This is a genomic window from Pseudomonas sp. FSL W7-0098 (genome assembly GCF_005930585.1).
Lineage (GTDB): Bacteria > Pseudomonadota > Gammaproteobacteria > Pseudomonadales > Pseudomonadaceae > Aquipseudomonas > Aquipseudomonas bubulae.
In genome coordinates, this window is the sequence record NZ_RXHW01000004.1 from 258,307 (window position 1) to 281,162 (window position 22,856).

Consider the following 22,856-nt stretch of genomic DNA (forward strand, 5'->3'; position numbering starts at 1 on the left):
AAACCCCGGCCCTGGCCGGGGTTTGTTGTTTCTGGGGGTAGGCCGCTATCATTCGCATCATCTTCCAGGAGTTTTCTTGATGCTCAACGGCCTATGGCTCAGCTTTTTCGTCGTCTCTACGGTGTCGGCGCTCGCCCAATGGCTGGTGGGGGGCAACGCGGGGATCTTCTCGGCGATCGTGGAAAGCATCTTCGCCATGGCCAAGTTGTCCGTCGAAGTGATGATCTTGCTCTTCGGCACCCTGACGTTATGGCTGGGTTTTCTGCGCATTGCCGAAAAAGCCGGCATCGTCGATTGGCTGGGCAGGGCCCTGGGACCTCTGTTCAAGCGCCTGATGCCGGAAGTCCCGCCTGGGCATCCGGCGCTGGGCTTTATCACCCTCAACTTCGCCGCCAACGGCCTGGGGCTGGATAACGCGGCCACGCCCATCGGCCTCAAGGCCATGCGTGCCCTGCAAGAGCTCAACCCGAGCCCGACCAGTGCGAGTAATGCACAGATCCTGTTTCTGGTGCTCAACGCCTCGTCCCTGACCCTGCTGCCGGTCACTATCTTCATGTACCGTGCCCAGCAAGGGGCGCCGGACCCGACACTGGTATTCCTGCCGATCCTGCTGGCCACCAGCGCCTCGACCCTGGTCGGCTTGCTGTCGGTGGCCATTGTCCAGCGCCTGCGTCTGTGGGACCCGGTGGTGCTGGCGTACCTGGTGCCTGGCGCGCTGATCCTGGGCGGTTTCATGGCATTGCTGGCGACCCTGTCAGCCACGGCGCTGGCCAGCTTGTCGTCGATCCTGGGCAACCTCACGCTGTTCGGCCTGATCATGCTGTTTCTGGTGATCGGGGCGCTGCGCAAGGTCAAGGTCTACGAAGCGTTTGTGGAAGGGGCCAAGGAAGGCTTCGACGTCGCGAAAAACCTGTTGCCGTATCTGGTGGCGATGCTGTGCGCGGTGGGTGTGCTGCGTGCTTCCGGGGCACTGGATTTTGGCCTGGACGGTATTCGCCATGTGGTTGAGTGGCTGGGTTGGGATACGCGCTTTGTCGATGCGCTGCCAACGGCCATGGTCAAACCCTTTTCGGGCAGTGCGGCGCGGGCCTTGCTGATCGAGACCATGCAGACCCAGGGTGTGGACAGCTTCCCGGCGCTGGTGGCGGCCACGGTGCAGGGCAGCACGGAAACCACGTTCTATGTGCTGGCGGTGTACTTCGGCGCCGTGGGCATCCAGCGTGCCCGGCATGCGGTGGGTTGCGCCCTGCTGGCCGAGTTTGCCGGCGTGGTGGCGGCGATTGCGGTGTGCTACTGGTTCTTCGGCTAACCCAGGCCACCTTGTGGGAGCGGGCTTGCTCGCGATGGCATCACCGCGGCCACGCAGGTAAACCGTGTTGCCTGCATCGCGAGCAAGCCCGCTCCCACAGGTTTACAGGGTTTTACGCCACACACTCACCAGCCACGGTTGCTGGTCACGGGGCAAGCCCGCCGGGCGGTAGTAGTGCTCCAGCTCGGCAAACCCTGCAGCCGTCAGCATCGTCCGCCAGTTCTGCAGATCGTGATAAGCCCCGTAACGCTCACCGTTCCAGCCTTCGCGGTTGTCGCCGCGCGGGTTGGAACTGAGCAGTACGCCGCCGGATTTCAGGGCTGCATGCAGCTTGCCCAGCACCTGACCCAGTTCCTGGGTCGGCACATGGAACAACGAAGCATTGGCGAAGATGCCGTCGAAGCGTTCAGCGGGCAAGTCGAGCTTGAGGAAGTCCTGGTGCCACACTTCACAGCCGCTGTCTTCGCGGGCCATTTGGGTGAAGCGTTCGGTGCCGTCCAGCCCGATTGCCACATGCCCGAGGCGGGTGAAAGCCTGCAGGTCGCGACCCGGCCCGCAGCCGAAATCCAGGACAGTGAAGGGCGCCGAACCTTGAATATGACGCAACAGGGCGTCGATGTTCTGGCTCACGTCATGGTCGCGGGTGCCTTCACGGAAGCCCTCGGCGCTCTGTTGATAGTGGCTCAGGGTCGTGGCGGCAATCTGTTCGAGAGTTTTTGCATCGAGGGTCATCGCAGGCTCGGTCGGCGGCAGGGCTGGCCGCCGACTATACCTCAGCGTTTGTTCAGTGCCAGGGCCAGGCGGTCACCACCCAGCTGAATCACGGCCACCAGAATCACCAGCAATACGATCACGGTCAGCATCACCTGCGAGTCGAAGCGCTGGTAACCATAGCGGTACGCGATGTCACCCAGCCCGCCGGCACCAATCGCACCGGCCATGGCCGACGAATTGATCATCGTCACCAGGGTGATGGTAAAACCGCCGACGATGCCGGGTAAGGCTTCGGGCAGCAGTACGTGCCAGATAATGTGATGGCGCTTACAGCCCATGGCTTGGGCGGCTTCAATCAAACCGTGATCCACCTCACGCAGGCTGACTTCAGCTATGCGTGCAAAAAACGGTGTGGCGGCGATGGTCAGCGGTACGACCGCCGCCCATACGCCGTAGGTAGTGCCCACAATCAGGCGGGTGAACGGGATCAATGCCACCATCAAAATCAGAAACGGGATTGAACGGAACAGATTGACGAACGCACCCAGAGCCTTGTTCAGTGTGGGGGCTTGATAAATCCCGCCTTTGCCGCTGGTGACAAGGATCACCGCCAGCGGTATGCCCAGAACCAGCGCGATCAGCGACGACACACCGACCATCAGGAAGGTGTCGATCACCCCCTGCCACAAACGATCAAATCCCATAGCCCACTACCTCGACCTGTTGTGCCCATTGTCCGGCCCGCTTGCGCAGCTCTTCGGCGCCCAGCGAAGTGCTGGTTACGCTGAGCAGCAGTTGCCCCAGGGCATGCCCCTGGATGTGTTCGACGCCGCCGTGGAGCAGTCGCACTTGCCCTCCCAGCGCGCTGAACAGCGCTCCCAGGTCGGGCTCTTGGGCCTGCCGGCCGGTAAAACGCAGGCGCAAGATCACGCTGGCTTGTGCGGACTGTGCCTGCGCCGAAATACGGTTACGCAGCGCTTCAGGCAGGGTCGCCTGCAAGGGCGCCAGCAGGGTCTTGCTGACGTCATGCTGAGGATCGCCGAAGACCTGCCACACAGGGCCTTGCTCGACCACGCGACCTTGCTCCAGTACCACTACGCGGTGACAGATATCACGAATCACGGCCATTTCATGGGTAATGAGGATGATGGTCAGGCCCAGGCGCTGGTTGATTTCGCGCAGCAGACCGAGGATCGACTGAGTGGTTTCGGGGTCCAGGGCCGAGGTGGCTTCGTCGCACAGCAAAATCGCCGGATCGTGCACCAGCGCACGGGCAATGCCCACACGCTGTTTTTGCCCGCCCGACAGTTGCGCTGGGTAAGCCGTGTGCTTGCCTTGCAGGCCAACCAGCTCCAGCAGCTCACGCACCTTCTGCTCCCGTTGCAGCTTGGGCACGCCCGCCACCTTGAGTGGCAACTCGACGTTCTGCCACACGGTTTTGGCCGACATCAGGTTGAAGTGCTGGAAGATCATGCCGATCTTGCGCCGCAGCGCCACCAGCTTGTCTTCGTCAAAGCTGGCGATATCGACCTGATCGATCAGCACGCGGCCGCGGGTAGGCTGTTCGAGGCGGTTGATGGTGCGAATCAACGACGACTTGCCAGCACCGCTGCGCCCGATGATGCCGAAGATCTCCCCGCGCTGGATTGCCAGATCAATACCCGTGAGGGCATCCACAGGGCCCTGGCGGCCGTCATAGGTTTTGCCGATACCGATAAAACGCACATGGGCGTGGCTCAACTCAGGGTGCAGCTCGGTGTGGTTGGCGCCGGGCTGCGGCTGATCGAGCCGCTCGCGAGCAATGGCCACATTCATGGTCAGCCTCCCCAGCCGGGCTGGTACAGAGTGCCGTAGGTCTTATCCAGCGCAGCTTTGACCACTGGCGAGTGCTGATAGATATCGATAAATTTGGCCAGCCGCGGGTCGTCTTTGTTCTTGGGCTGGATCACGAACTGAATCACATACTCGGGGTGGTCGATGCCGTCGAACAGCAAGGCCGACTCGGCATCGAAGGTTTTCGACAGGCGAATGTAGGCTGGATAACCCTGCACCAGGTCGGCATCGTCGTAGGCGCGTACCAGTTGCACGGCCTCAACCTGCAGGATCTTGATCTTTTTCGGGTTGGCGATGATGTCCTCTTCCGTCGCCTTGTAACCAACGCCCGGCTTGAGTGTAATCAGCCCGGCCTTGGCCAGCAGTTGCAGGCCACGCCCGCTATTGATCGGGTCATTGGCGATGGCAACAGTTGCGCCTTCAGGCAGGGCGTCGAGGCTTTTGTATTTTTTCGAGTACAGGCCCACGTTGTTGATGATGCCTTTGGCGTAGGGTGCCAAATCGAACCCGGCGGCGGCCTTGGCGTTTTCCAGGAACGGGATGTGCTGGAAGTAATTCACATCGATATCGCCGCTGGCCAGGCTGACGTTGGGTGCGATCCAGTCGGTGAACTCCACCAGCTCGACCTTGAGCCCTTGCTTGTCGGCCTCGGCCACTGCGGTTTCCAGGGGAATGGCGAACGCGGCGGTGGTACCGACCTTGAGCGGCTTGTCGGCCGCGTGGAGCAAACCGCTAAACAGCCCGAGGGCCAGAACCAGTGCGTGTTTTTTGTTCATGATAATTGCCCAGTCAAAGAGTCGGAATTCGAACCCTGTGGGAGCGAGCCTGCTCGCGAAAGTTTGGCAGTCCTGCAAGCTTCGCGAGCAGGCTCGCTCCCACAACAAAAAGGGTTAAGGGTTGTGTCTGTAAGCCGCACCTGTATGGCATTGCGGCAAGTGCGCATCGCCTTCCACAAACAGCTTCTGACGCAGGCTGCCAGTGTCATAAGCGGTTTTATAAGAGCCCCGGCGCTGCAGTTCGGGGACCACCAGGTCGATAAAATCGACGTAGCTTTCAGGGGTGACGATGCGGGTCAGGTTGAACCCGTCCAGGCCGGTTTCTGCAATCCAGGATTCCAGCTCGTCGGCCACTTGCGCAGGCGAACCCACCAGCGTGATGTAACGCCCGCCCAGGGCGTGCTGTTCAAGCAGCTTGCGCCGGGTCCAGTCGTTGTTTTGCAGCACTTTGGTGGCGGACTGGATCGCGTTGCTCTTCACGTACTGGATCGGCTCGTCCAGTTCATAGTCGGCAAAGTCGATACCCGTGGAGCTGGAAAAGTGCGCCACGCCGGCTTCAGCGCTGGCATAGCTCAGGTACTCGTCACGCTTGGCCAATGCCTGGGCCTCGGTCGGCGCCACGATCACATTGATCCCCATAAACAGCTTGATGTCGTCCGGGTTGCGGCCCGCAGCCACAGCGCCGGCGCGCACCTTGTCGACCTGGGCTCTGGTCGCTGCCTTGGTCTGCCCGCTGATAAACACGCACTCGGCATGGCGACCGGCAAACACCAGGCCGCGATCCGAGCTGCCCGCCTGAAACAGCACCGGGGTGCGTTGCGGCGACGGTGCGCAAAGGTGATAACCCTCCACCTGATAGAACTCACCTTCGTGTTTGATCTTGTGCACCTTGTCGGGCCGGGCATAAATGCGCCGGGCCGGGTCATTGAGCACGGCGTCGTTTTCCCAGCTGCCTTCCCATAGCTTGTAGAGCACTTGCAGGTACTCATCGGCCTGATCGTAGCGCCGGTCATGCTCGACCTGTTCGGTCAGGCCCATGGCCTTGGCTGCACTGTCGAGGTAGCCGGTAACAATATTCCAGCCAACGCGACCGCGGGTCAGGTGGTCCAGGGTCGACATGCGACGCGCGAATAAATACGGCGTTTCGTAGGTCAGGTTGGCGGTCAGGCCAAAGCCGAGGTTTTTGGTGACGGCAGCCATCGCCGAAACCAGCAGCAGGGGATCATTGACCGGTAGCTGGATCGCCTCTTTGAGTGGCATATCAACCGATTGTTGATAAACGTCGTACACCCCCACGATATCGGCGATAAAAAGCCCGTCGAACAGCCCGCGTTCCAGCAGCTGCGCCAACTCAGTCCAGTATTCAAGGGTGTTGAAGGTGGTCGAGTTGTCCCGTGGATGAGTCCACAGACCGTGGTTGATATGACCAATGCAGTTCATGTTGAAGGCATTGATCAGAATCTTCTTTTTGCTCATCAGATGGTCCCCCGCAATGGCGGGTTGGCATCATTTAGGTAGTAATTGCCTACCGCGTGGTACTTCCAGCGCACCGGGTCATGCAGGGTGTGCACGCGGGCGTTGCGCCAGTGACGGTCAAGGCCGTGCTCGGCCAGGGTGGCCTGGCTGCCCGCCAGCTCGAACAGGGTGCTGCCGGCGGCCAGGGAAATTTCTGTACTCAGGGCCCGGGCTTCTGCGATGGCAATCGAGGCTGCGGCGACGGTGCTGGCGCTGGTGTTGCTCTGAGCAATATCCAGAAACGCTCCGGCACGTTCCAGCAGGGCTTCGGCGGCATGCAGACGTACGCTCAAATGGCCGAAGCTTTTGAGGGTCAGCGGGTCTTCGCTGGCGATATCCGTAGTGGCATCAATCCAGGGCCGGGTTTTGCTGCGCACAAAATGCAGGGCGTCTTCAAAGGCGGCGCGGGCGATACCGGTATCGATGGCCGCGTGAAGGATCTGCGCCAGCGGGCCAACCGGGGTCGGACGCTCGAAGGCGCTTTGAAACGGGATCACGTCTTGTGCTGCGACCAGTACGTTGTCGAAAACCACCGAACCGCTGCCCGTAGTGCGCTGGCCAAAACCGCTCCAGTCGTCGATCACGCTTAGGCCATCGCTGTCGCGGCGCACGAATGCAAGATGCTGGATGCCGTTATCGTCCACAACCGAGGTAGGTATCCGCTGTGCATACAGTGCGCCAGTGGCGTAGAACTTGCGGCCGGTGATGCGGTAGCCGTGTTCGGCCTGGGCCAGATGGGTGGTGCGATCGTGTGCAGTCTTGGTGCCGATTTCAGCTAGGGCATTGCCGAAGCGCTCTCCGGCCAGCACTTCGGCATAGAGCCGCTGCTTTTGCTCGTGTGTGCCATTGACCCGTAAAACTTCGAGTGCATAAAAGTGGTTTTGCGGGATTTGCCCCAGAGAGGCATCGGCCGCAGCGATCAGCGCGATCACTTGCGCCAGGGTGACGCTGGACACGCCTGCGCCGCCGTAGGCCTTGGGCACGGTGATGCCCCACAGGCCGGTATGGGAAAACAGCTCAAGCTCATCAAACGGCAAGCGCCGCTCGCGGTCACGCAGGGCACTGTCGCGTTTGAAAAACGCCGCCAGTTCACGGGCTACGCTCAGGGCCTCGGCATCGCTGTGGATAACCGGGACCTGTTTGGATATCAGTGACATGGGTGTCTCCAGGGTCAGATCCAGGAATGCCGGGCAGGCAGGGTGCCGTTGAGGCGATACGCGCCGATGGCGTGGTATTTCCAGCGCACCGGGTCGTGCAGGGTGTGCACCCGGGCGTTGCGCCAGTGGCGGTCGAGGTTGAACTCGGCAAGGCTGGCGCGGCTGCCGGCCAGTTCGAACAATTTTTCGCTGGCCAGCAGCGACAGCTCGGTGCTCAGCACCTTGGCTTCGGCCACCGCAATCGATGCGCGGGCAGCGCCAGGGGCGTCGATCGCTGCCGCGCTGACTTCGTTCAGAACGCGTCCGGCTTTGCGCAACAAGGCTTCGGCTGCGTGCAGCTCAATGTGCAGTTTGCCGATATCGGCAATCACATAAGGATCATCGCTGTTGCGTTCGACCTTGGCGTCGATCCACGGGCGTGAGCGCTCGCGGACAAAACTCAGGGTGTCGGCAATGGCACCGCGGGCAATGCCCAGGTCAATGGCGGCCTGGATCAATTGCGACACGGCGCCTTGAATGTTCGGAGCATCGTTGAGGCGCGAACTGTCGACCACCTGTTCGGCTTCCACCCGCACGTTGTTAAGTAATACGGTGCCACTGGCGGTGGTGCGCTGACCAAAACCGGACCAGTCATCCACGACGCGCAAGCCTGGTGTACCGCGACGAACGAAGGCCATGACCTGTCTGCCTTCATCGTTGACGGCTTTTACCGCAATCCAGTGGGCGAACAGGGCGCCGGTGGAGTAAAACTTCTGACCGTTAATGGCGAAGTCGTCGCCATCGGCGATGATCCGGGCCTTAATGTCCAAGGTGTTTTTGCTGCCGCGTTCCGGGCCCGCATTGCCGATGCGCCAGCCTTGCAGCACGCTGGAGAACAGTTGTTCTTTTTGCGCCTGGGTGGCCGTGGCAGCGATCAGGCTGAGAATGCCGACCTGATTTTGCGGGATTTGCCCCAGCGCCGGATCGGCAGCCGAGATGATCGCGAACACTTCAGCCAGGGTCACAAATGACACCTGGGGGCCGCCAAATTCGCGGGCAATGGAAATACTGCCCAGGCCGCTGCGGGTGAAGGCTTCTATGAGCGACCACGGCAGCTTGCGTTGCTGGTCGCGTTTGCCCGCGTGTTCGCGTGCACTGGCTGCCAGTGTGTGTGCGGCTTCAAGGGCTTCGTTGTCGGTGCGCAGAACCTGCGCTGCCAGCAACAGAGGCGCGACATCCTGGTCGCTTTGCAGGTGTGCATTGGCCAAGCTGGACATTAGTTGCGCTCCTTGGCTGCACTCAATGCCCTGGCGTTATGCACAAGGGTGATTGTGTTACGGACCATACCTACCTCACGTTTCATGGGAGCGCCGCTCGTGCGGCGCGGTTAAAAGCTGAGAGTCCGGTGGTCCGGTTCATATACCCTAATCGAGTATAAAAATTTTAAGAACTAACTTTTAGGAATATGGATAGACGATTCCCTGGCTCCCTGCTCCTGGTTACGCCAGTTGGAACGGGGCTCTGCGGCGTGCAGTACCTCCCTCGGGGCAGGGTTGAGATAGAGCTTGGGAGCACCTACCTTGAGCACTCGCGCCGGTGCCCAGCGCGAATTGTTGCCCACGCGTTCGATCACACAGTAGGTGACTTCCAGCTTGGCGTCTTCGCCAGCCTCCTGGATGATGTGGGGGGGCACGAACACGCTGACGGGTTTGTCGATATCCACTTTGCGCAGTTTGGGCAAATCCAGGCGTACATCCCCCCAGAGCAGGGTGATGGCGTCATTGTTGGCCATGTTGCGATAGGGTTCGATACTCACCGGGACACCGCGTTTCATCTGGCTTGGGTTAACCCCGTAGCGCTGGATGGGCTGCGGAATTACAAGCGGGGCCAGGCCCTGGTTTTCGTCGCCAATGGCTTCGCCGCCAGGGCAGTCAAGTTTGACCAATATTTTAAGTTGCGCAGAAAGAACCGGGCTGCTGCCGATATGCATCACCCGGTAGTAAAGGCGCGCCGTACCATTTTGAATAAAACTCTCTGGCACTCTTAACATGACAGGCTGGCCAATACCGGCTTTGAAAATCTGCCGCGAGGCGACATAGCAACCATCCCAGAACAACTCTACAAGGTCACCTTCTTCCATGTTCTTGTAAGGGTTTATTGTAATAAGCAAGTGCTCGGCCGCGCGCGCGCACACAGTATGCCTTGCGGAGTTTGAAAGTACGGGCGGAGGGAGTTTGTTGAAACATGAGGTAAAGGGCATATTTAAAGATTCCTTTCCAGTATGTAAGGGAACGGTACACGTCTGCGCAGACCGGCCCTCGCTTTCAGCACCGAGTACTGGCCGCACATGGTTAACGCGATAAATATTTGCTTTTTGACAAGTGGCTGGGCTCGATTATTTTTATTAGATAAGAGTCTGTGGGCATGAGTGTCAAGGGCGAACAGAAGTAATATAAATGTCCCTGAATTATTCAGAATGTTCCTACTGAAAGAGTACTTTAAAGTTGCATGACAAGTAGTTCTAGCGATGAGTCATCAGTCTAAGTTTACAGGCTATTTAATGGTCCTCTCTCACCAGGCCTTTGCACGCGCCCAATCACTCGGGACCTCAGCCAGCATGATTTTTTTGCGTTTTTGCCATTTATTTCACACTCCGTCTGCATAATCGCCATGCACGAGGCAGCTGGTTAGCCCGCTTTGTGATATTTAGATCTGGCCCAACATTTCGGAAGCCCACTCAAATGGCAACAAACCCACAGTTGATACCGCCTGTTCCCCGGTCCTCACGTTTCAGCATGCGCTGGTATTCCTGGGTATTACTGGTGGGGGTATTGGTCTACGGGCTCGCGTGGATCATGCATTGGGATGACCGCGGTGCGTTGTGGGTACTGGAGCGGTTTGAGAGCCCGTCCGAGCAGAACGAAAGCATATGGCTACCTGACTACAGGGCGGTGATTGATGCCAAGGTGTTGCCAGGAATGGAAAAGGACGAGGCATCGGACCTGGCCTATAACCCGCTGACCAAAACACTGTTCTCGGTGATGGGTAAAAACCCTTTTCTCGTGGAACTGACTCTGGATGGCGACGTACTGCGCAAAATTCCGCTGGTGGGCTGGAGCAACCCGGAGGGCCTGACAGTCATGGAGAACGGCCTGCTGGCCATTGTCGATGAGCGTGAGCATATGCTGAGCATCATCAACATCGACGCGGACACCAAGTCCCTGAATATTGCCGACTTCCCCAAGTACGACCTGGGGCCTTCGAAAAACCAGAACAAGGCCTTCGAAGCCATTGCCTGGGACCCTCGCCGCCAACAACTGCTGCTGGGTGAAGAGCGTCCGCCGCAGTTGTTTGTATGGAAGAGCGACGGTAGCCAGGTGCTAACCGGCAGCAAGCAGAAAGTGCCAAGCGATGAGCTGGATCTACGCAACCTGTCGGCCCTGAGCATCGATCCGCGTACAGGCCATACACTCGTACTGTCGGCCGATTCGCATATGCTGCTGGAGCTCGATGAGCTGGGTGAGCAGGTCAGCTTCATCACCTTGCTCGGTGGCTTCAATGGCCTGAAGAACACCATTCCCCGGGCCGAAGGTGTCGCGATTGATGAACACGGCACGCTGTATATGGTGAGCGAACCGAACCTGTTTTATCGCTTCGAGAAGGTGGCCAAATAAATCCCGCGCTCGCGCAAGACATGTTGCCCGTTGAGGTTTAAGGTTCAATTCAGACAGCCGTGGTATTTCATTGGCCTGATCTGTTTAGAGTTCGACCCATGCGCCGTGTCAACCGCACTACCGTTTTTACTCTCTGTATAACGCTGGTGGCCTTGCTGGCCGCCGGCTTTGCCGCGCAACATTTTCGCCTGTTTGAACGGACCTGGTTCCAGATCAGCCAGATGTGGCACCCCGCCAATCCTGATGCAATCAACCTGGGAGACTACCGCGCCGTAATGCAGGGCAAGGTCATCGAAGGGCTTGAGGATGATGTCTCGGCACTGACCTTCGATCCATTGCGTAAGAGTCTGTTTACCGTGACCAACAAGAAAGCCGAGCTGATCGAGCTGTCCCTAGATGGCCGGGTCTTGCGCCGCATTGCACTGGTCGGGTTCGGCGATGCCGAGGCAGTCGAATTTATTGGCGAGAATACCTACGTCATTACCGATGAACGTCAACAGCGCCTGATCAAGGTCAAGGTCGATGACAACACCCGGGCTCTGGATGCCCGGGATGCCGAGCAATTGACGCTGGGGATCAATCAGTCGGGCAACAAGGGCTTTGAAGGTTTGGCCTATGACTCGGTGGGCAAGCGCCTGTTTGTAGCCAAGGAGCGCGACCCCATGCTGATTTATGAAGTGCGCGGCTTCCCTCAAGCCAACCCCCAGCAACCTTATGCCACCCATGTTGTGAGCAATCCGCGACGGGATGCACGGTTGTTTGTAAGGGACTTGTCGAGCTTGCAGTTTGACGAACGCACCGGGCATTTGCTGGCACTGTCAGATGAGTCGAAATTGCTGCTTGAACTGGGTCTGGACGGGCAACCGATCAGCACACTGTCGCTGAAGAAGGGCAAGCACGGTCTGACCCGCTCAGTGCCACAGGCAGAAGGCGTCGCGATGGACGATGAAGGGACTATCTATGTGGTGAGCGAGCCGAATCTGTTTTACGTGTTCAAAAAACCGGCTTTGTAGATGAGAAATGGCCGATCATTTTCTCTTGTGGGAGCGAGCCTGCTCGCGAAGTTCGTTCGCGAGCAGGCTCGCTCCCACAGTTGAAATTTTCCTGCTGGCGCAGTTACTTGCTCAGGGTTTTCACGCCCTCAGGCGTGCCCAGCAACAGCAGGTCGGCCGGGCGGGCGGCGAACAGACCGTTGGTCACAACACCGACGATGGCGTTGATCTGACGCTCCAGCTCAACCGGGTTGGTGATCTGCATGTTGAACACGTCAATGATGATATTGCCGTTGTCCGTAACCACACCTTCGCGGTACACCGGATCGCCGCCCAGTTTTACCAGCTCGCGGGCCACGTGGCTGCGGGCCATCGGAATAACTTCAACTGGCAGCGGGAACGCGCCCAGCACCGGAACCAGCTTGCTGGCATCGGCGATGCAGATAAAGGTCTTGGCCACGGCAGCGACGATTTTTTCGCGGGTCAGGGCTGCGCCACCGCCCTTGATCAGGTTGAGGTTTTCGTCACTTTCATCGGCGCCATCAACGTAGAACTCAAGATCACTGACCGTGTTCAGTTCGTACACCGGAATGCCGTGGCCCTTGAGACGCGCGGCGGTGGCTTCGGAGCTCGCAACCGCGCCGTCGAATGCGCCCTTGTGCTGGGCCAGGGCATCGATAAAGCAGTTGGCAGTGGAGCCGGTACCGACCCCGACGATGCTCTTGTCATCCAGTTTTGGAAGGATGAAGTCGACAGCAGCCTGGGCTACGGCCTGTTTGAGTTGATCCTGGGTCATGCGGGCTCCGGGGCGGGAAGGGGGAAAAAGAAAGGAGCTGAGTATAACCCAAGGCTTTAAAACCTTTGGATTCGTATGGTCGCCTGCGCAAACGCTGGGGTAGACTCCTTGGTCCCTGCCAACCCGCCCAGTGAAGCTTTCCGATGCTCGAACAGTACGTTAAGAAGATCCTCACCTCGCGCGTTTATGACGTTGCCGTAGAAACCCCACTGCAAGCTGCCAACCAGCTTACCCAGCGGTTGGGCAACCAGATTTTGCTCAAGCGCGAAGATTTGCAGCCGGTGTACTCGTTCAAGATTCGTGGCGCTTACAACAAACTGATGCACCTGACCGACGCCGAGCGCGCGTGCGGCGTGGTGACGGCGTCAGCGGGCAATCACGCCCAGGGCCTGGCCCTGGCGGCCAAGGTGCTGGGGGTCAAAGCGACCATCGTGATGCCCAAGACCACCCCCGAGATCAAGGTCGAAGGCGTGCGCTCCCGTGGTGGCATTGTGGTGCTGCATGGCGACACGTTCCCCGAGGCGCTGGCCTACTCGCTGCAACTGGTCGAGAAAGAAGGCTACGTCTACGTTCACCCCTACGATGACCCGCACACCATTGCCGGGCAGGGCACCGTGGCGATGGAAATTCTGCGCCAGCACCCGGCACCGCTGGATGCGATCTTCGTACCGGTCGGCGGCGGCGGGCTGATTGCCGGTATTGCGGCGTATGTGAAGTACCTGCGCCCGGACATCAAGATCATTGGTGTCGAGCCCGATGACTCCAACTGCCTGCAAGCCGCGATGGCGGCGGGCGAGCGCGTGGTGCTGCCAACCGTGGGGATTTTCGCCGACGGCGTGGCCGTGGCGCAGATTGGCCAGCACACGTTCGATATCTGCAAGGACTATGTGGATGAAGTGATCACCGTCAGCACTGACGAGATCTGCGCAGCCATCAAGGATATCTTCGACGATACCCGCTCGATCACCGAACCTGCCGGTGCGCTGGGCGTGGCCGGAATCAAGAAGTACGTCGAGCAGCGCGGCGTGCGCGGCCAGACCCTGGTGGCAATCGACTCCGGTGCCAACGTCAACTTTGACCGACTGCGTCATGTGGCCGAGCGGGCCGAGCTGGGTGAAGGCCGTGAAGCCATCATTGCGGTGACCATTCCTGAGGTGCCGGGTAGCTTCAAGGCGTTCTGCCAGGCCGTGGGCAAGCGTCAGATCACCGAGTTCAACTACCGCTACCACACTGGCAGCGAAGCGCACATTTTCGTTGGCGTGCAGACCCACCCCGAGAACGATCCCCGCAGCGCGCTGCTGGCCAGTCTGACTGAGCAGGGCTTCCCGGTGGTCGACCTGACCGAGAACGAGCTGGCCAAGTTGCATATCCGTCATATGGTTGGCGGCCATGCTGCGAAGGTCAGCGATGAGTTGCTGTTCCGTTTCGAGTTCCCGGAGCGGCCGGGGGCGCTGTTCAACTTCCTCAACAAGCTGGGCGGGCGCTGGAACATCTCGATGTTCCATTACCGCAACCACGGCGCGGCGGATGGCCGGGTCATGGCCGGCCTGCAGGTACCGGCGGACGAGCGCCACCTGGTGCCGGCGGCGCTGGAAGAAATCGGCTACCCGTACTGGGATGAGAGCGATAACCCTGCCTACCAGCTGTTTCTTGGCTGATAGGCGCTACGCTGATTGAACGGCTCAAGGGATTAATCAAATGGAAACGTTCACAGCGTTAAAACTGCTGCATGGCGTATCGACATTGCTGCTGTTTGTCAGCGCCGTGGCTCTGCTGGTGGTGGTGATTCGCCGCTGGCGGGCAGGGGACAAGAACCTGTCAGGCGGAGTGGTGCAGCGGCCCTGGAGCTTTGTCTGGGCGCTGATGGGCCTGTGTCTGCTGGCGTTGCCCGTCAGTGGCTGGTTTCTGGTGCATCTGGCCGGTTGGCCGTTGAGCCAGATATGGCTGCTGGCGGGCAGTTGTTTGTACCTGCTCGGCAGCCTGAGCTGGCTGTGGCTGGTGGTGCGCCTTAACCGTCTGCGCTTGGGGCGAATGGCCAGATACCCGTGGCTTACCCTGGTGCTGGCCATTTTTTGTGCAGCCTGCTTTATCGCCATCGCGGGATTGATGGGCGCCAAGCCGGTTTAAGCACACGTGCTTGTGTGGGAGCGGGCTTGCTCGCGATGGCATCACTGCGGTCTTGCAGAAAAACCGCGGCGATCTTATCGCGAGCAAGCCCGCTCCCACAGGTTGTGTGTCAGTCGCGAAGCGAGATGACTTCCCAGCCACGCTTGATGGCCTCCGCACGCAAGTTCGGATCCGGGTCGACCGCCACCGGATGATCAACCTGCTCCAGCAGCGGCAAGTCGTTCATCGAGTCGCTGTAGAAGTAGCTGTCTTTCAGGCTGTAGCCGTTTTCTTCGATCCAGCGGTTCAGGCGTGTCACCTTGCCTTCACGGAAGCACGGTACGTCTGTGCTGCGACCGGTGTAACGGCCATCGATGATTTCGCATTCGGTGGCAATCAAATGTTCCACGCCGAGTTTTTCGGCAATGGGGGCCGTGATCACGCGGTTGGTGGCAGTGATGATCACCAGGGTGTCGCCGGCTTCACGGTGTTTGGCCAGCAGGGCATGGGCCTTGGGCAGCATCAGGCCATCAATGCAGTCGCGCATGAATTCGCGGTGCCATTGATCCAGTTGCGCCATGTCATGGCGGCCAAAGATTTCCATGCTGAAATTAAGGTAGGCGGCGTTGTCCAGCTTGCCGGCCAGGTAGTCCTGATAGAACGCGTCGTTGCGCGCCTTGTAGGCGTCGCCGTCGAGAATGCCCCGGCGGCACAGGTAATCGCCCCAGGCGTGATCGCTGTCACCGCCCAGGAGGGTGTTGTCCAAGTCGAATAAAGCCAGACGCATTGAGGTTACCCGTTGAGTTGCCTGAGAAAAGGCCACAAGAATACGGTCTTTTAACAAGAGTGCACATAAGGCAGGAAGGCGCGTTGCTGCTTTCACAACCTTTGTGGAACAATGCGGCGACATGCGTTTGCGAGGTTGTTGCCGTGATCGACCCCGATGGTTTCCGCCCTAATGTCGGGATTATTCTGACAAATGACGCTGGTCAGGTACTTTGGGCTCGCCGTATCAATCAAGACGCCTGGCAGTTTCCACAGGGTGGCATCAACCCTGACGAAACGCCGGAAGACGCCTTGTACCGTGAGCTGAACGAAGAAGTTGGCCTTGAACGCGAAGATGTAGAAATACTCGCCTGCACGCGAGGCTGGTTGCGTTATCGTTTGCCGCAACGCCTGGTACGTACCCACAGCCAACCGCTGTGCATCGGCCAGAAGCAAAAGTGGTTTTTGCTGCGCCTGGTCTCCAACGAGCAGCGGGTGCGGATGGATTTGACCGGTAAACCGGAGTTCGATGGCTGGCGTTGGGTCAGTTATTGGTACCCGTTGGGCCAGGTGGTGACATTCAAGCGCGAGGTCTACCGTCGCGCTCTCAAAGAGCTTGCCCCGCGCCTTTTAACGCGCGCCTGACACGGAGTTCGACCCCGAGCCATGCTCAATACGCTGCGCAAGATCGTCCAGGAAGTTAACTCCGCCAAGGATCTCAAGGCGGCGTTGGGGATTATTGTGTTGCGCGTCAAAGAGGCCATGAGCAGCCAGGTCTGCTCGGTCTATTTGCTTGATCCAGAGACCAACCGCTTTGTCCTGATGGCCACCGAGGGCTTGAACAAGCGCTCGATCGGCAAAGTCAGCATGGCGCCCAACGAAGGCCTTGTGGGCCTTGTGGGCACCCGTGAAGAGCCTCTGAACCTCGAAAACGCCGCCGATCACCCGCGCTATCGCTACTTTGCCGAAACCGGTGAGGAGCGCTATGCCTCCTTCCTGGGTGCGCCGATCATCCACCACCGGCGCGTGGTCGGGGTCCTGGTCATTCAGCAAAAGGAGCGCCGTCAGTTCGACGAAGGTGAAGAAGCCTTCCTGGTGACCATGAGCGCCCAGTTGGCCGGGGTTATTGCCCACGCCGAAGCCACGGGTTCGATTCGTGGCCTGGGCCGTCAGGGCAAGGGCATCCAGGAAGCCAAGTTCGTCGGCGTACCGGGTTCGCCGGGTGCTGCCGTGGGTACCGCCGTGGTGATGCTGCCACCCGCGGATCTGGATGTGGTGCCCGACAAGACCATCACCGATATCCCCGCCGAAATTGCGTTGTTCAAGACCGCCCTGGAAGGCGTGCGCAACGATATGCGCGCGGTGTCCAAGAAACTCGCCACCCAGTTGCGCCCCGAAGAACAGGCATTGTTCGATGTGTACCTGATGATGCTCGACGATGCGTCGCTGGGCAGCGAAGTCAAAAATGTCATCAAGACCGGTCAATGGGCCCAGGGCGCGCTGCGCCAGGTCGTGACCGATCACGTCAACCGTTTCGAACTGATGGACGACGACTACCTGCGTGAGCGGGCGTCGGATGTGCGTGACCTTGGCCGTCGTCTGCTGGCCTATTTGCAGCATGATCGCCAGCAAACCATGGTCTACCCGGACAACACCATTCTGGTCAGCGAAGAGCTGACGGCCACCATGCTCGGAGAAGTGCCCGAAGGCAAGCTGGCAGGCCTGGTGTCGGTACTGGGTTCGGGCAACTCCCACGTTGCCATCCTGGCCCGCGCCATGGGTATCCCGACGGCGATGGGCGTGGTCGACCTGCCGTACTCCAGGGTCGACGGCATCCAGATGATCGTCGACGGCTACCACGGCGAGGTCTATACCAACCCCAGCGAAGTGCTGCGCAAGCAATACGCCGAGGTGGTCGAGGAAGAGCGCCAGCTGTCCCTGGGGCTTGATGCCCTGCGCGAGCTACCCTGCATCACCCCTGACGGGCATCGCATGCCGCTGTGGGTCAATACCGGCCTGCTGGCCGATGTGGCGCGCGCACAACAGCGTGGCGCTGAAGGCGTAGGTCTGTACCGCACCGAAGTGCCGTTCATGATCAACCAGCGCTTTCCCAGCGAAAAGGAGCAGCTGGCGATTTATCGCGAGCAATTATCTGCCTTCCATCCGCAACCGGTGACCATGCGCAGCCTGGACATCGGCGGCGACAAGTCACTGTCTTACTTCCCGATCAAGGAAGAAAACCCGTTCCTGGGCTGGCGCGGGATTCGCGTGACCCTCGACCACCCTGAAATCTTTCTGGTGCAGGCCCGGGCCATGCTCAAGGCCAGTGAAGGCCTGAACAACCTGCGTATCTTGCTGCCGATGATCTCGGGCACCCACGAACTCGAAGAAGCCCTGCACCTGTTGCACCGCGCCTGGGGTGAAGTGCGCGACGAAGGCACCGACGTGCCGATGCCGCCTATTGGGGTGATGATCGAAATCCCGGCTGCGGTTTATCAGACCAAGGAGCTGGCCCGTCAGGTCGACTTTCTGTCGGTGGGTTCCAACGATTTGACCCAGTATTTGCTCGCTGTGGACCGCAACAACCCACGCGTGGCGGACTTGTACGACTATCTGCACCCGGCGGTGCTGCAGGCCCTGCAGTCGGTGGTGCGTGACGCCCATGCCGAAGGCAAGCCGGCGAGCATCTGTGGAGAAATGGCCGGTGACCCGGCGGCGGCGATCTTGTTGATGGCGATGGGCTTTGACAGCCTGTCGATGAACGCCACCAACTTGCCGAAAGTGAAATGGATGCTGCGTCAGGTCAGCCTGAGTCGCGCCAAGGAACTGCTGGCCGAAGTGATGACCATCGACAACCCGCAGGTCATTCGCAGCACCATTCAACTGGCGCTGAAAAACATGGGCCTGACCCGCATGATGAACCCGGCGGCGATCAAGCCTTACTGAAAAGCGCCCTCACCCTAACCCACTCCCGGAGGGAGAGGGTTGGGGTGAGGGCTAGCGTCACACCGCCAGCCTTACCTCTCCCAACCGCCCCCCATGCGGCCCGAAGCTGTGTTCCACCATCACCCTTGACCCGTCTGCATTCACAATAAGCGCGGTGCTGGCACGGGTGCCATAGCTGGGGCTGGTGATAAACACACTCGACAGCAGACTCTCCGTGGCCAGACCTACGCCGGTGTCCGGCAGTTCGCTGAACGGGGCCGTCTGCGGATCCTTGAGCAACGCCAGCAGCGCTTGTGGCTGCGGGTTGTCCAGCACCTCGGCCAGCGCGGCCTTGGCTTTGAGCAGTTTGGGCCACGGCGTATCCAGCCCGCCGTTGGACAAACCATAAATCCCCGCGCTCAGCGGTTGCGGCGCCAGGTCCCCGGAATTGAAATGCCAGAGCTGATCTGCGGTGCCCAATAGCAGATTAAAACCGGCATAGTCGACAGAACGTCGGCCTACCTGGGTGAAATACTCGGCAATTGACTGGTGGCCGGTGAGAAAGTCTGCCACCAGCTCGCCCCGTGAGCGCCGTGAAGGCGGCTTGTGCGGTTCGCGGATATTGGTCAGGGCCGCAAAGCGTCCATCGGCGCCTATGCCCAGCCAGGTTCCTCCCGCTTCAAGGTCGCGCCCGGCATATACCTGTGGCGCATTGGCCCACTGCGCCAGGGGTTTGGCGGGGCGGGCATAGAATTCATCGCGGTTGGCCGCAACGACCAAAGGCTGTGCATGGCCGGGGCGCCAGGCGAAGACAATCAGACACATGGGCAGTCCTTAATGTTTTTTTAACCACACTACTTATAGATTGCTCGGGCGGCTCGCGCCATACCGTGCAGCGCAGTGGAGCCAAAGCCCTTGCTCCGTTACCATGCGGATCAAATTTGGGGGGGCGTCATGGAATTTCTGCTCTATCTGGTACTGGGAGGTTTTGCGGGGGTGCTGGCCGGGCTGTTCGGGGTCGGCGGCGGGTTGATCATCGTGCCGGTGCTGGTGTTCAGCTTCACCTTGCAGGGTTTTGACAGCGAGGTGCTGACCCATCTGGCCGTTGGCACGTCACTGGCCACGATCATTTTTACCTCGATCAACTCGAGTCGCGAGCACCATCGAAAAGGCGCCGTGCGCTGGCCTCTGGTGCTCTGGATGACGCTGGGCATCCTGATCGGTGCGGGCATCGGTGCGTTGACCGCAGAAGCCATTGCCGGCCCCCACTTGCAGAAAATCATCGGTGTGTTCGCCGTGGTGATCGCCATTCAGATGGCCCTGGGCTTGCAACCCAAGGCCACTGGCACGGTACCTGGCAAGGTCGGGCTGACCCTGGCCGGTACGGTGATTGGCTGGGCTTCGGCGATTTTCGGCATCGGCGGCGGCTCGCTGACCGTACCATTTCTGAGCTGGCGTAGCGTGCCGATGCAGCAGGCCGTGGCCACGTCGTCAGCCTGCGGGCTGCCGATTGCACTGGCAGGTGCAGCAAGTTTCATGATCATTGGCTGGCACAACCCCGACCTGCCCGCGCATAGTCTCGGTTTTGTCTACCTGCCCGCGCTGCTCGGGATCGCCCTGACCAGCATGTTTTTCGCCCGTTTCGGTGCGCGACTGGCCCACAAGCTCTCGCCACGCCTGCTGAAACGGCTGTTTGCCGCACTGTTGTTCTGTGTCGGCTTGAGTTTCCTGATCTAACAAGGAGTCGCAATGCTGCCTTACCCGCAGATTGATCCGGTGGCACTGGCCATCGGCCCGCTGAAAATCCATTGGTACGGCTTGATGTACCTGATCGGCATTGGCGCTGCCTGGCTGATCCTGTCACGCCGCCTCAACCGCTTCGACCCGACCTGGACCAAGGAGAAACTCTCCGACCTGGTGTTCTGGGTGGCCATGGGCGTGATTGTCGGCGGGCGCCTGGGCTATGTGCTGTTTTACGACCTGAGCGCCTATATCGCCAACCCGCTGCTGATTTTTGAAGTGTGGAAAGGCGGCATGGCGTTCCACGGCGGCCTGATCGGCGTGATGCTGGCGGTGTGGGGTTTTGGCAAGCGCAACGGCAAGTCATTCTTCCAGATCATGGACTTTATCGCCCCTGTAGTGCCCATTGGCCTGGGTGCAGGGCGCATCGGCAACTTTATCAACGCCGAACTGTGGGGCAAGGCCAGCGATGTGCCGTGGGCGATGATCTTCCCTACCGACCCACAACAACTGGCGCGTCATCCGTCGCAGCTTTACCAGTTCGCCCTCGAAGGTGTGGCACTCTTCCTGATTCTTTGGCTGTACTCGCGCAAACCCCGTCCAACCATGGCGGTTTCCGGGATGTTCGCCCTGTTCTACGGCATCTTCCGCTTTATCGTCGAATTCGTCCGTGTGCCGGATGCCCAATTGGGTTATCTCGCGTTCGGCTGGGTGACGATGGGGCAAATTCTCTGTATCCCGATGATCGCGGGCGGCCTGTTCCTGATCTGGTGGGCTTACCACCGCGATCCAGCGGCTCAAAAAGCTGCGTAATACATTCGGATGGCGGGGCTTATAGAGCCCCGCATTCAAACGGTAGGAAAACCATGAAGCAATATCTCGACCTCGTTGCCAACGTCATTAAAAACGGCACCCTGCAAGCCAACCGTACCGGCGTAAAAACCATCAGCCTGCCCGGCGCCATGCTGCGCTATGACCTCAAGGAAGGCTTCCCGGCCATCACCACCCGGCGTATGGCGTTCAAATCGGCCATTGGCGAGATGTGCGGTTTCTTGCGCCCGGTCAATAGCGCTGCAGACTTCCGCGCATTGGGCTGCAAGGTGTGGGACCAGAACGCCAACGAAAACGCCCAGTGGCTGGCCAACCCGTTCCGTCAGGGCGAAGACGACCTTGGCGAGATCTACGGTGTGCAATGGCGCAAATGGCCGGCCTACAAGCAAGTTGATCGCAGCAATGTGGCCGCTATCGAGTTGTGCCTGAGCCAGGGCTATCGTCAGATTGCCGAAGGCGAAGAAGACGGCCAGGCCTATGTGGTGCTGTACAAGGCCATCGACCAGGTACGCCAGTGCGTCGACACCATCATCAATGACCCGGGCAGCCGCCGTATCCTGTTCCACGGCTGGAACTGCGCCCAGCTCGACGAAATGGCCCTGCCACCGTGCCACCTGCTGTACCAGTTCCACCCGAATGTCGAGACCAGGGAGATTTCCCTGACCCTCTACATCCGCTCCAACGACCTGGGCCTGGGGACACCGTTCAACCTGACCGAAGGCGCTGCGCTGCTGAGCCTGATCGGCCGCCTGACCGGCTATACACCACGCTGGTTCACCTACTTTATCGGCGATGCCCACGTGTACGAAAACCACCTGGACATGCTTAACGAGCAGCTCACCCGCGAGCCGTTCCCGATGCCCAAACTAGTAATCTCGGACCGCGTACCGGAATTCGCCAAGACCGGCGTGTACCAGCCAGAGTGGCTGGGGATGATCGAGCCGGGCGACTTCAGCCTCGAAGGCTACCAGCACCACGCGCCAATGACCGCGCCAATGGCGGTGTAATGCCAAAGCCTGTGGACGTTGCCACAGGCTGTTTCAATTGCCAGGCCCGGACTAACGAACGCGGCTCTCGAAGCGGCTAACGCCCGTCAGCTCCAGCACCAGCTCATCGCCCACATTCAGTGGGCCGACGCCCACCGGTGTGCCAGTCATGATCACATCACCGGCTTGTAGCGAGAAGCACGCAGCCATGTACTGGATCATCGGTACGATCGGGTTGAGCATCAGGGCGCTATTACCGTCCTGACGCACTTCGCCATTGATGGTCAAACGAATGCCGATATCGGCCAGGTCAGCAAAAGTGCTGCTCTGTACGAAAGGAGCCAGCACACAGGCGCCATCGAACGACTTGGCAATTTCCCACGGCAGGCCTTTGCCTTTGAGCTCGGCCTGTTTGTCGCGCAGGGTCAGGTCCAGGCCAGGGGCAAAACCGGAGATCGCATCCAGCACTTCTTCGGCGCTCGGGTTGTTCGACAGGGGCTTGCCGATCAGTACCGAAATTTCGGCTTCGTAATGCACCGAACCGCGCTCGGTGGGGATCGCAAAGCCGCCTTCCAGTGGCACGACACAACTGCCCGGTTTGATGAAGAGCAGGGGCTCGGTCGGGATCGGGTTGTCCAGCTCTTTGGCGTGCTCGGCATAGTTGCGGCCGATGCACACCACTTTACCGATCGGAAAGTGGATCCGGGTACCGTCGACATACTGGTGCTGATAGCTCATGGACAGACTCCGCTATTGAA

At 59.7% G+C, this 22,856-nt stretch carries 22 protein-coding genes; 10 read left to right on the plus strand and 12 right to left on the minus strand.

Annotated features, from left to right (window positions below):
- Positions 1-79 precede the first annotated feature (79 nt).
- Positions 80-1,309 (plus strand): nucleoside recognition domain-containing protein, encoded by a 1,230-nt coding sequence (locus tag FHL07_RS09365; RefSeq protein ID WP_138738402.1) that lies wholly within the window; start codon positions 80-82, stop codon positions 1,307-1,309.
- Positions 1,310-1,411: 102 nt separating this feature from the next.
- Here the strand turns inward: FHL07_RS09365 and FHL07_RS09370 are convergent, their stop codons facing one another.
- From FHL07_RS09370 to FHL07_RS09405, 8 genes are all read right to left on the minus strand, one after another.
- Positions 1,412-2,041 (minus strand): class I SAM-dependent methyltransferase, encoded by a 630-nt coding sequence (locus tag FHL07_RS09370; protein ID WP_095017892.1) that lies wholly within the window; start codon positions 2,039-2,041, stop codon positions 1,412-1,414.
- Positions 2,042-2,082: 41 nt separating this feature from the next.
- Positions 2,083-2,727 carry a methionine ABC transporter permease gene (locus FHL07_RS09375; protein ID WP_094999662.1) on the minus strand — a complete coding sequence of 215 codons (645 nt, stop codon included), beginning with the start codon at positions 2,725-2,727 and terminating at the stop codon, positions 2,083-2,085.
- Entirely contained in the window at positions 2,717-3,838 is a 1,122-nt protein-coding gene (locus FHL07_RS09380; protein ID WP_094999661.1) for a methionine ABC transporter ATP-binding protein, read from the minus strand. Before FHL07_RS09380 ends, FHL07_RS09375 begins: the two co-directional genes overlap by 11 nt.
- A gap of 2 nt (positions 3,839-3,840) precedes the next feature.
- Positions 3,841-4,632, minus strand: a complete 792-nt coding sequence (locus FHL07_RS09385) for a MetQ/NlpA family ABC transporter substrate-binding protein (RefSeq protein WP_094999660.1) — start codon at positions 4,630-4,632, stop codon at positions 3,841-3,843.
- A gap of 114 nt (positions 4,633-4,746) precedes the next feature.
- Positions 4,747-6,108 (minus strand): LLM class flavin-dependent oxidoreductase, encoded by a 1,362-nt coding sequence (locus FHL07_RS09390; protein WP_138738403.1) that lies wholly within the window; start codon positions 6,106-6,108, stop codon positions 4,747-4,749.
- Entirely contained in the window at positions 6,108-7,304 is a 1,197-nt protein-coding gene (locus FHL07_RS09395; protein ID WP_094999658.1) for an SfnB family sulfur acquisition oxidoreductase, read from the minus strand. Before FHL07_RS09395 ends, FHL07_RS09390 begins: the two co-directional genes overlap by 1 nt.
- A 14-nt stretch (positions 7,305-7,318) precedes the next feature.
- The gene (locus tag FHL07_RS09400) at positions 7,319-8,560 is read right to left on the minus strand and encodes an SfnB family sulfur acquisition oxidoreductase (protein ID WP_138738404.1); all 1,242 of its coding nucleotides are present in this window, start codon (positions 8,558-8,560) and stop codon (positions 7,319-7,321) included.
- Positions 8,561-8,733: 173 nt separating this feature from the next.
- Complete coding sequence (locus FHL07_RS09405) at positions 8,734-9,543, minus strand: hypothetical protein (RefSeq protein ID WP_138738405.1); 810 nt, start codon at positions 9,541-9,543, stop codon at positions 8,734-8,736.
- A gap of 481 nt (positions 9,544-10,024) precedes the next feature.
- Between FHL07_RS09405 and FHL07_RS09410 the strand changes: the two genes are divergently transcribed.
- Together FHL07_RS09410 and FHL07_RS09415 are read left to right on the plus strand one after the other, a co-directional pair.
- Positions 10,025-10,957 (plus strand): SdiA-regulated domain-containing protein, encoded by a 933-nt coding sequence (locus FHL07_RS09410; RefSeq protein WP_094999655.1) that lies wholly within the window; start codon positions 10,025-10,027, stop codon positions 10,955-10,957.
- A 98-nt stretch (positions 10,958-11,055) separates the two neighbouring features.
- A complete protein-coding gene (locus tag FHL07_RS09415) occupies positions 11,056-11,970 on the plus strand; it encodes an SdiA-regulated domain-containing protein (protein WP_138738406.1) in 915 nt (304 codons plus the stop codon).
- A gap of 103 nt (positions 11,971-12,073) precedes the next feature.
- Here the strand turns inward: FHL07_RS09415 and rpiA are convergent, their stop codons facing one another.
- Complete coding sequence (rpiA, locus tag FHL07_RS09420) at positions 12,074-12,745, minus strand: ribose-5-phosphate isomerase RpiA (protein WP_048361307.1); 672 nt, start codon at positions 12,743-12,745, stop codon at positions 12,074-12,076.
- 143 nt (positions 12,746-12,888) lie between these two features.
- Here rpiA and ilvA point away from each other — a divergent pair, with 143 nt between their 5' ends.
- Entirely contained in the window at positions 12,889-14,403 is a 1,515-nt protein-coding gene (gene ilvA / locus FHL07_RS09425) for a threonine ammonia-lyase, biosynthetic (RefSeq protein WP_094999653.1), read from the plus strand.
- 40 nt (positions 14,404-14,443) lie between these two features.
- Positions 14,444-14,872 (plus strand): DUF2269 family protein, encoded by a 429-nt coding sequence (locus tag FHL07_RS09430; protein WP_138738407.1) that lies wholly within the window; start codon positions 14,444-14,446, stop codon positions 14,870-14,872.
- 109 nt (positions 14,873-14,981) lie between these two features.
- Here FHL07_RS09430 and FHL07_RS09440 read toward each other — a convergent pair whose 3' ends face one another.
- Positions 14,982-15,638 carry a histidinol-phosphatase gene (locus FHL07_RS09440; protein ID WP_095017899.1) on the minus strand — a complete coding sequence of 219 codons (657 nt, stop codon included), beginning with the start codon at positions 15,636-15,638 and terminating at the stop codon, positions 14,982-14,984.
- Positions 15,639-15,781: 143 nt separating this feature from the next.
- Here FHL07_RS09440 and FHL07_RS09445 point away from each other — a divergent pair, with 143 nt between their 5' ends.
- Both FHL07_RS09445 and ptsP read left to right on the plus strand, forming a co-directional pair.
- Positions 15,782-16,261: an RNA pyrophosphohydrolase gene (locus tag FHL07_RS09445; RefSeq protein ID WP_019828104.1), complete on the plus strand. Its 480-nt coding sequence runs from the start codon at positions 15,782-15,784 to the stop codon at positions 16,259-16,261.
- 21 nt (positions 16,262-16,282) lie between these two features.
- The gene (gene ptsP, locus FHL07_RS09450) at positions 16,283-18,562 is read left to right on the plus strand and encodes a phosphoenolpyruvate--protein phosphotransferase (RefSeq protein WP_094999650.1); all 2,280 of its coding nucleotides are present in this window, start codon (positions 16,283-16,285) and stop codon (positions 18,560-18,562) included.
- Between the two features lie 57 nt (positions 18,563-18,619).
- On the opposite strand, the gene FHL07_RS09455 is transcribed toward ptsP, so the two are convergent.
- Positions 18,620-19,366, minus strand: a complete 747-nt coding sequence (locus tag FHL07_RS09455; protein ID WP_095017900.1) for an NRDE family protein — start codon at positions 19,364-19,366, stop codon at positions 18,620-18,622.
- Positions 19,367-19,495: 129 nt separating this feature from the next.
- On the opposite strand from FHL07_RS09455, the gene FHL07_RS09460 reads away from it, so the two are divergent.
- The 3 genes from FHL07_RS09460 to FHL07_RS09470 are packed head-to-tail and all read left to right on the plus strand — an operon-like array spanning position 19,496 to position 22,119.
- Positions 19,496-20,278 carry a sulfite exporter TauE/SafE family protein gene (locus FHL07_RS09460; protein WP_138738408.1) on the plus strand — a complete coding sequence of 261 codons (783 nt, stop codon included), beginning with the start codon at positions 19,496-19,498 and terminating at the stop codon, positions 20,276-20,278.
- 12 nt (positions 20,279-20,290) lie between these two features.
- Positions 20,291-21,094 (plus strand): prolipoprotein diacylglyceryl transferase, encoded by an 804-nt coding sequence (lgt, locus tag FHL07_RS09465; protein ID WP_094999647.1) that lies wholly within the window; start codon positions 20,291-20,293, stop codon positions 21,092-21,094.
- 53 nt (positions 21,095-21,147) lie between these two features.
- Positions 21,148-22,119 (plus strand): thymidylate synthase, encoded by a 972-nt coding sequence (locus FHL07_RS09470; protein ID WP_095020616.1) that lies wholly within the window; start codon positions 21,148-21,150, stop codon positions 22,117-22,119.
- A gap of 51 nt (positions 22,120-22,170) precedes the next feature.
- Here FHL07_RS09470 and FHL07_RS09475 read toward each other — a convergent pair whose 3' ends face one another.
- The gene (locus FHL07_RS09475; RefSeq protein WP_138738409.1) at positions 22,171-22,836 is read right to left on the minus strand and encodes a fumarylacetoacetate hydrolase family protein; all 666 of its coding nucleotides are present in this window, start codon (positions 22,834-22,836) and stop codon (positions 22,171-22,173) included.
- Between the last annotated feature and the right edge of the window lie 20 nt (positions 22,837-22,856).

Bases quoted from the DNA above. Each gene is read 5' to 3' on its own strand.
- FHL07_RS09365 (WP_138738402.1), top strand. From the start codon at position 80: ATGCTCAACGGCCTATGGCTCAGCTTTTTCGTCGTCTCTACGGTGTCG.
- FHL07_RS09370 (WP_095017892.1), bottom strand. From the start codon at position 2,041: ATGACCCTCGATGCAAAAACTCTCGAACAGATTGCCGCCACGACCCTG.
- FHL07_RS09375 (WP_094999662.1), bottom strand. From the start codon at position 2,727: ATGGGATTTGATCGTTTGTGGCAGGGGGTGATCGACACCTTCCTGATG.
- FHL07_RS09380 (WP_094999661.1), bottom strand. From the start codon at position 3,838: ATGAATGTGGCCATTGCTCGCGAGCGGCTCGATCAGCCGCAGCCCGGC.
- FHL07_RS09385 (WP_094999660.1), bottom strand. From the start codon at position 4,632: ATGAACAAAAAACACGCACTGGTTCTGGCCCTCGGGCTGTTTAGCGGT.
- FHL07_RS09390 (WP_138738403.1), bottom strand. From the start codon at position 6,108: ATGAGCAAAAAGAAGATTCTGATCAATGCCTTCAACATGAACTGCATT.
- FHL07_RS09395 (WP_094999658.1), bottom strand. From the start codon at position 7,304: ATGTCACTGATATCCAAACAGGTCCCGGTTATCCACAGCGATGCCGAG.
- FHL07_RS09400 (WP_138738404.1), bottom strand. From the start codon at position 8,560: ATGTCCAGCTTGGCCAATGCACACCTGCAAAGCGACCAGGATGTCGCG.
- FHL07_RS09405 (WP_138738405.1), bottom strand. From the start codon at position 9,543: ATGCCCTTTACCTCATGTTTCAACAAACTCCCTCCGCCCGTACTTTCA.
- FHL07_RS09410 (WP_094999655.1), top strand. From the start codon at position 10,025: ATGGCAACAAACCCACAGTTGATACCGCCTGTTCCCCGGTCCTCACGT.
- FHL07_RS09415 (WP_138738406.1), top strand. From the start codon at position 11,056: ATGCGCCGTGTCAACCGCACTACCGTTTTTACTCTCTGTATAACGCTG.
- rpiA (WP_048361307.1), bottom strand. From the start codon at position 12,745: ATGACCCAGGATCAACTCAAACAGGCCGTAGCCCAGGCTGCTGTCGAC.
- ilvA (WP_094999653.1), top strand. From the start codon at position 12,889: ATGCTCGAACAGTACGTTAAGAAGATCCTCACCTCGCGCGTTTATGAC.
- FHL07_RS09430 (WP_138738407.1), top strand. From the start codon at position 14,444: ATGGAAACGTTCACAGCGTTAAAACTGCTGCATGGCGTATCGACATTG.
- FHL07_RS09440 (WP_095017899.1), bottom strand. From the start codon at position 15,638: ATGCGTCTGGCTTTATTCGACTTGGACAACACCCTCCTGGGCGGTGAC.
- ptsP (WP_094999650.1), top strand. From the start codon at position 16,283: ATGCTCAATACGCTGCGCAAGATCGTCCAGGAAGTTAACTCCGCCAAG.
- FHL07_RS09455 (WP_095017900.1), bottom strand. From the start codon at position 19,366: ATGTGTCTGATTGTCTTCGCCTGGCGCCCCGGCCATGCACAGCCTTTG.
- FHL07_RS09460 (WP_138738408.1), top strand. From the start codon at position 19,496: ATGGAATTTCTGCTCTATCTGGTACTGGGAGGTTTTGCGGGGGTGCTG.
- lgt (WP_094999647.1), top strand. From the start codon at position 20,291: ATGCTGCCTTACCCGCAGATTGATCCGGTGGCACTGGCCATCGGCCCG.
- FHL07_RS09470 (WP_095020616.1), top strand. From the start codon at position 21,148: ATGAAGCAATATCTCGACCTCGTTGCCAACGTCATTAAAAACGGCACC.
- FHL07_RS09475 (WP_138738409.1), bottom strand. From the start codon at position 22,836: ATGAGCTATCAGCACCAGTATGTCGACGGTACCCGGATCCACTTTCCG.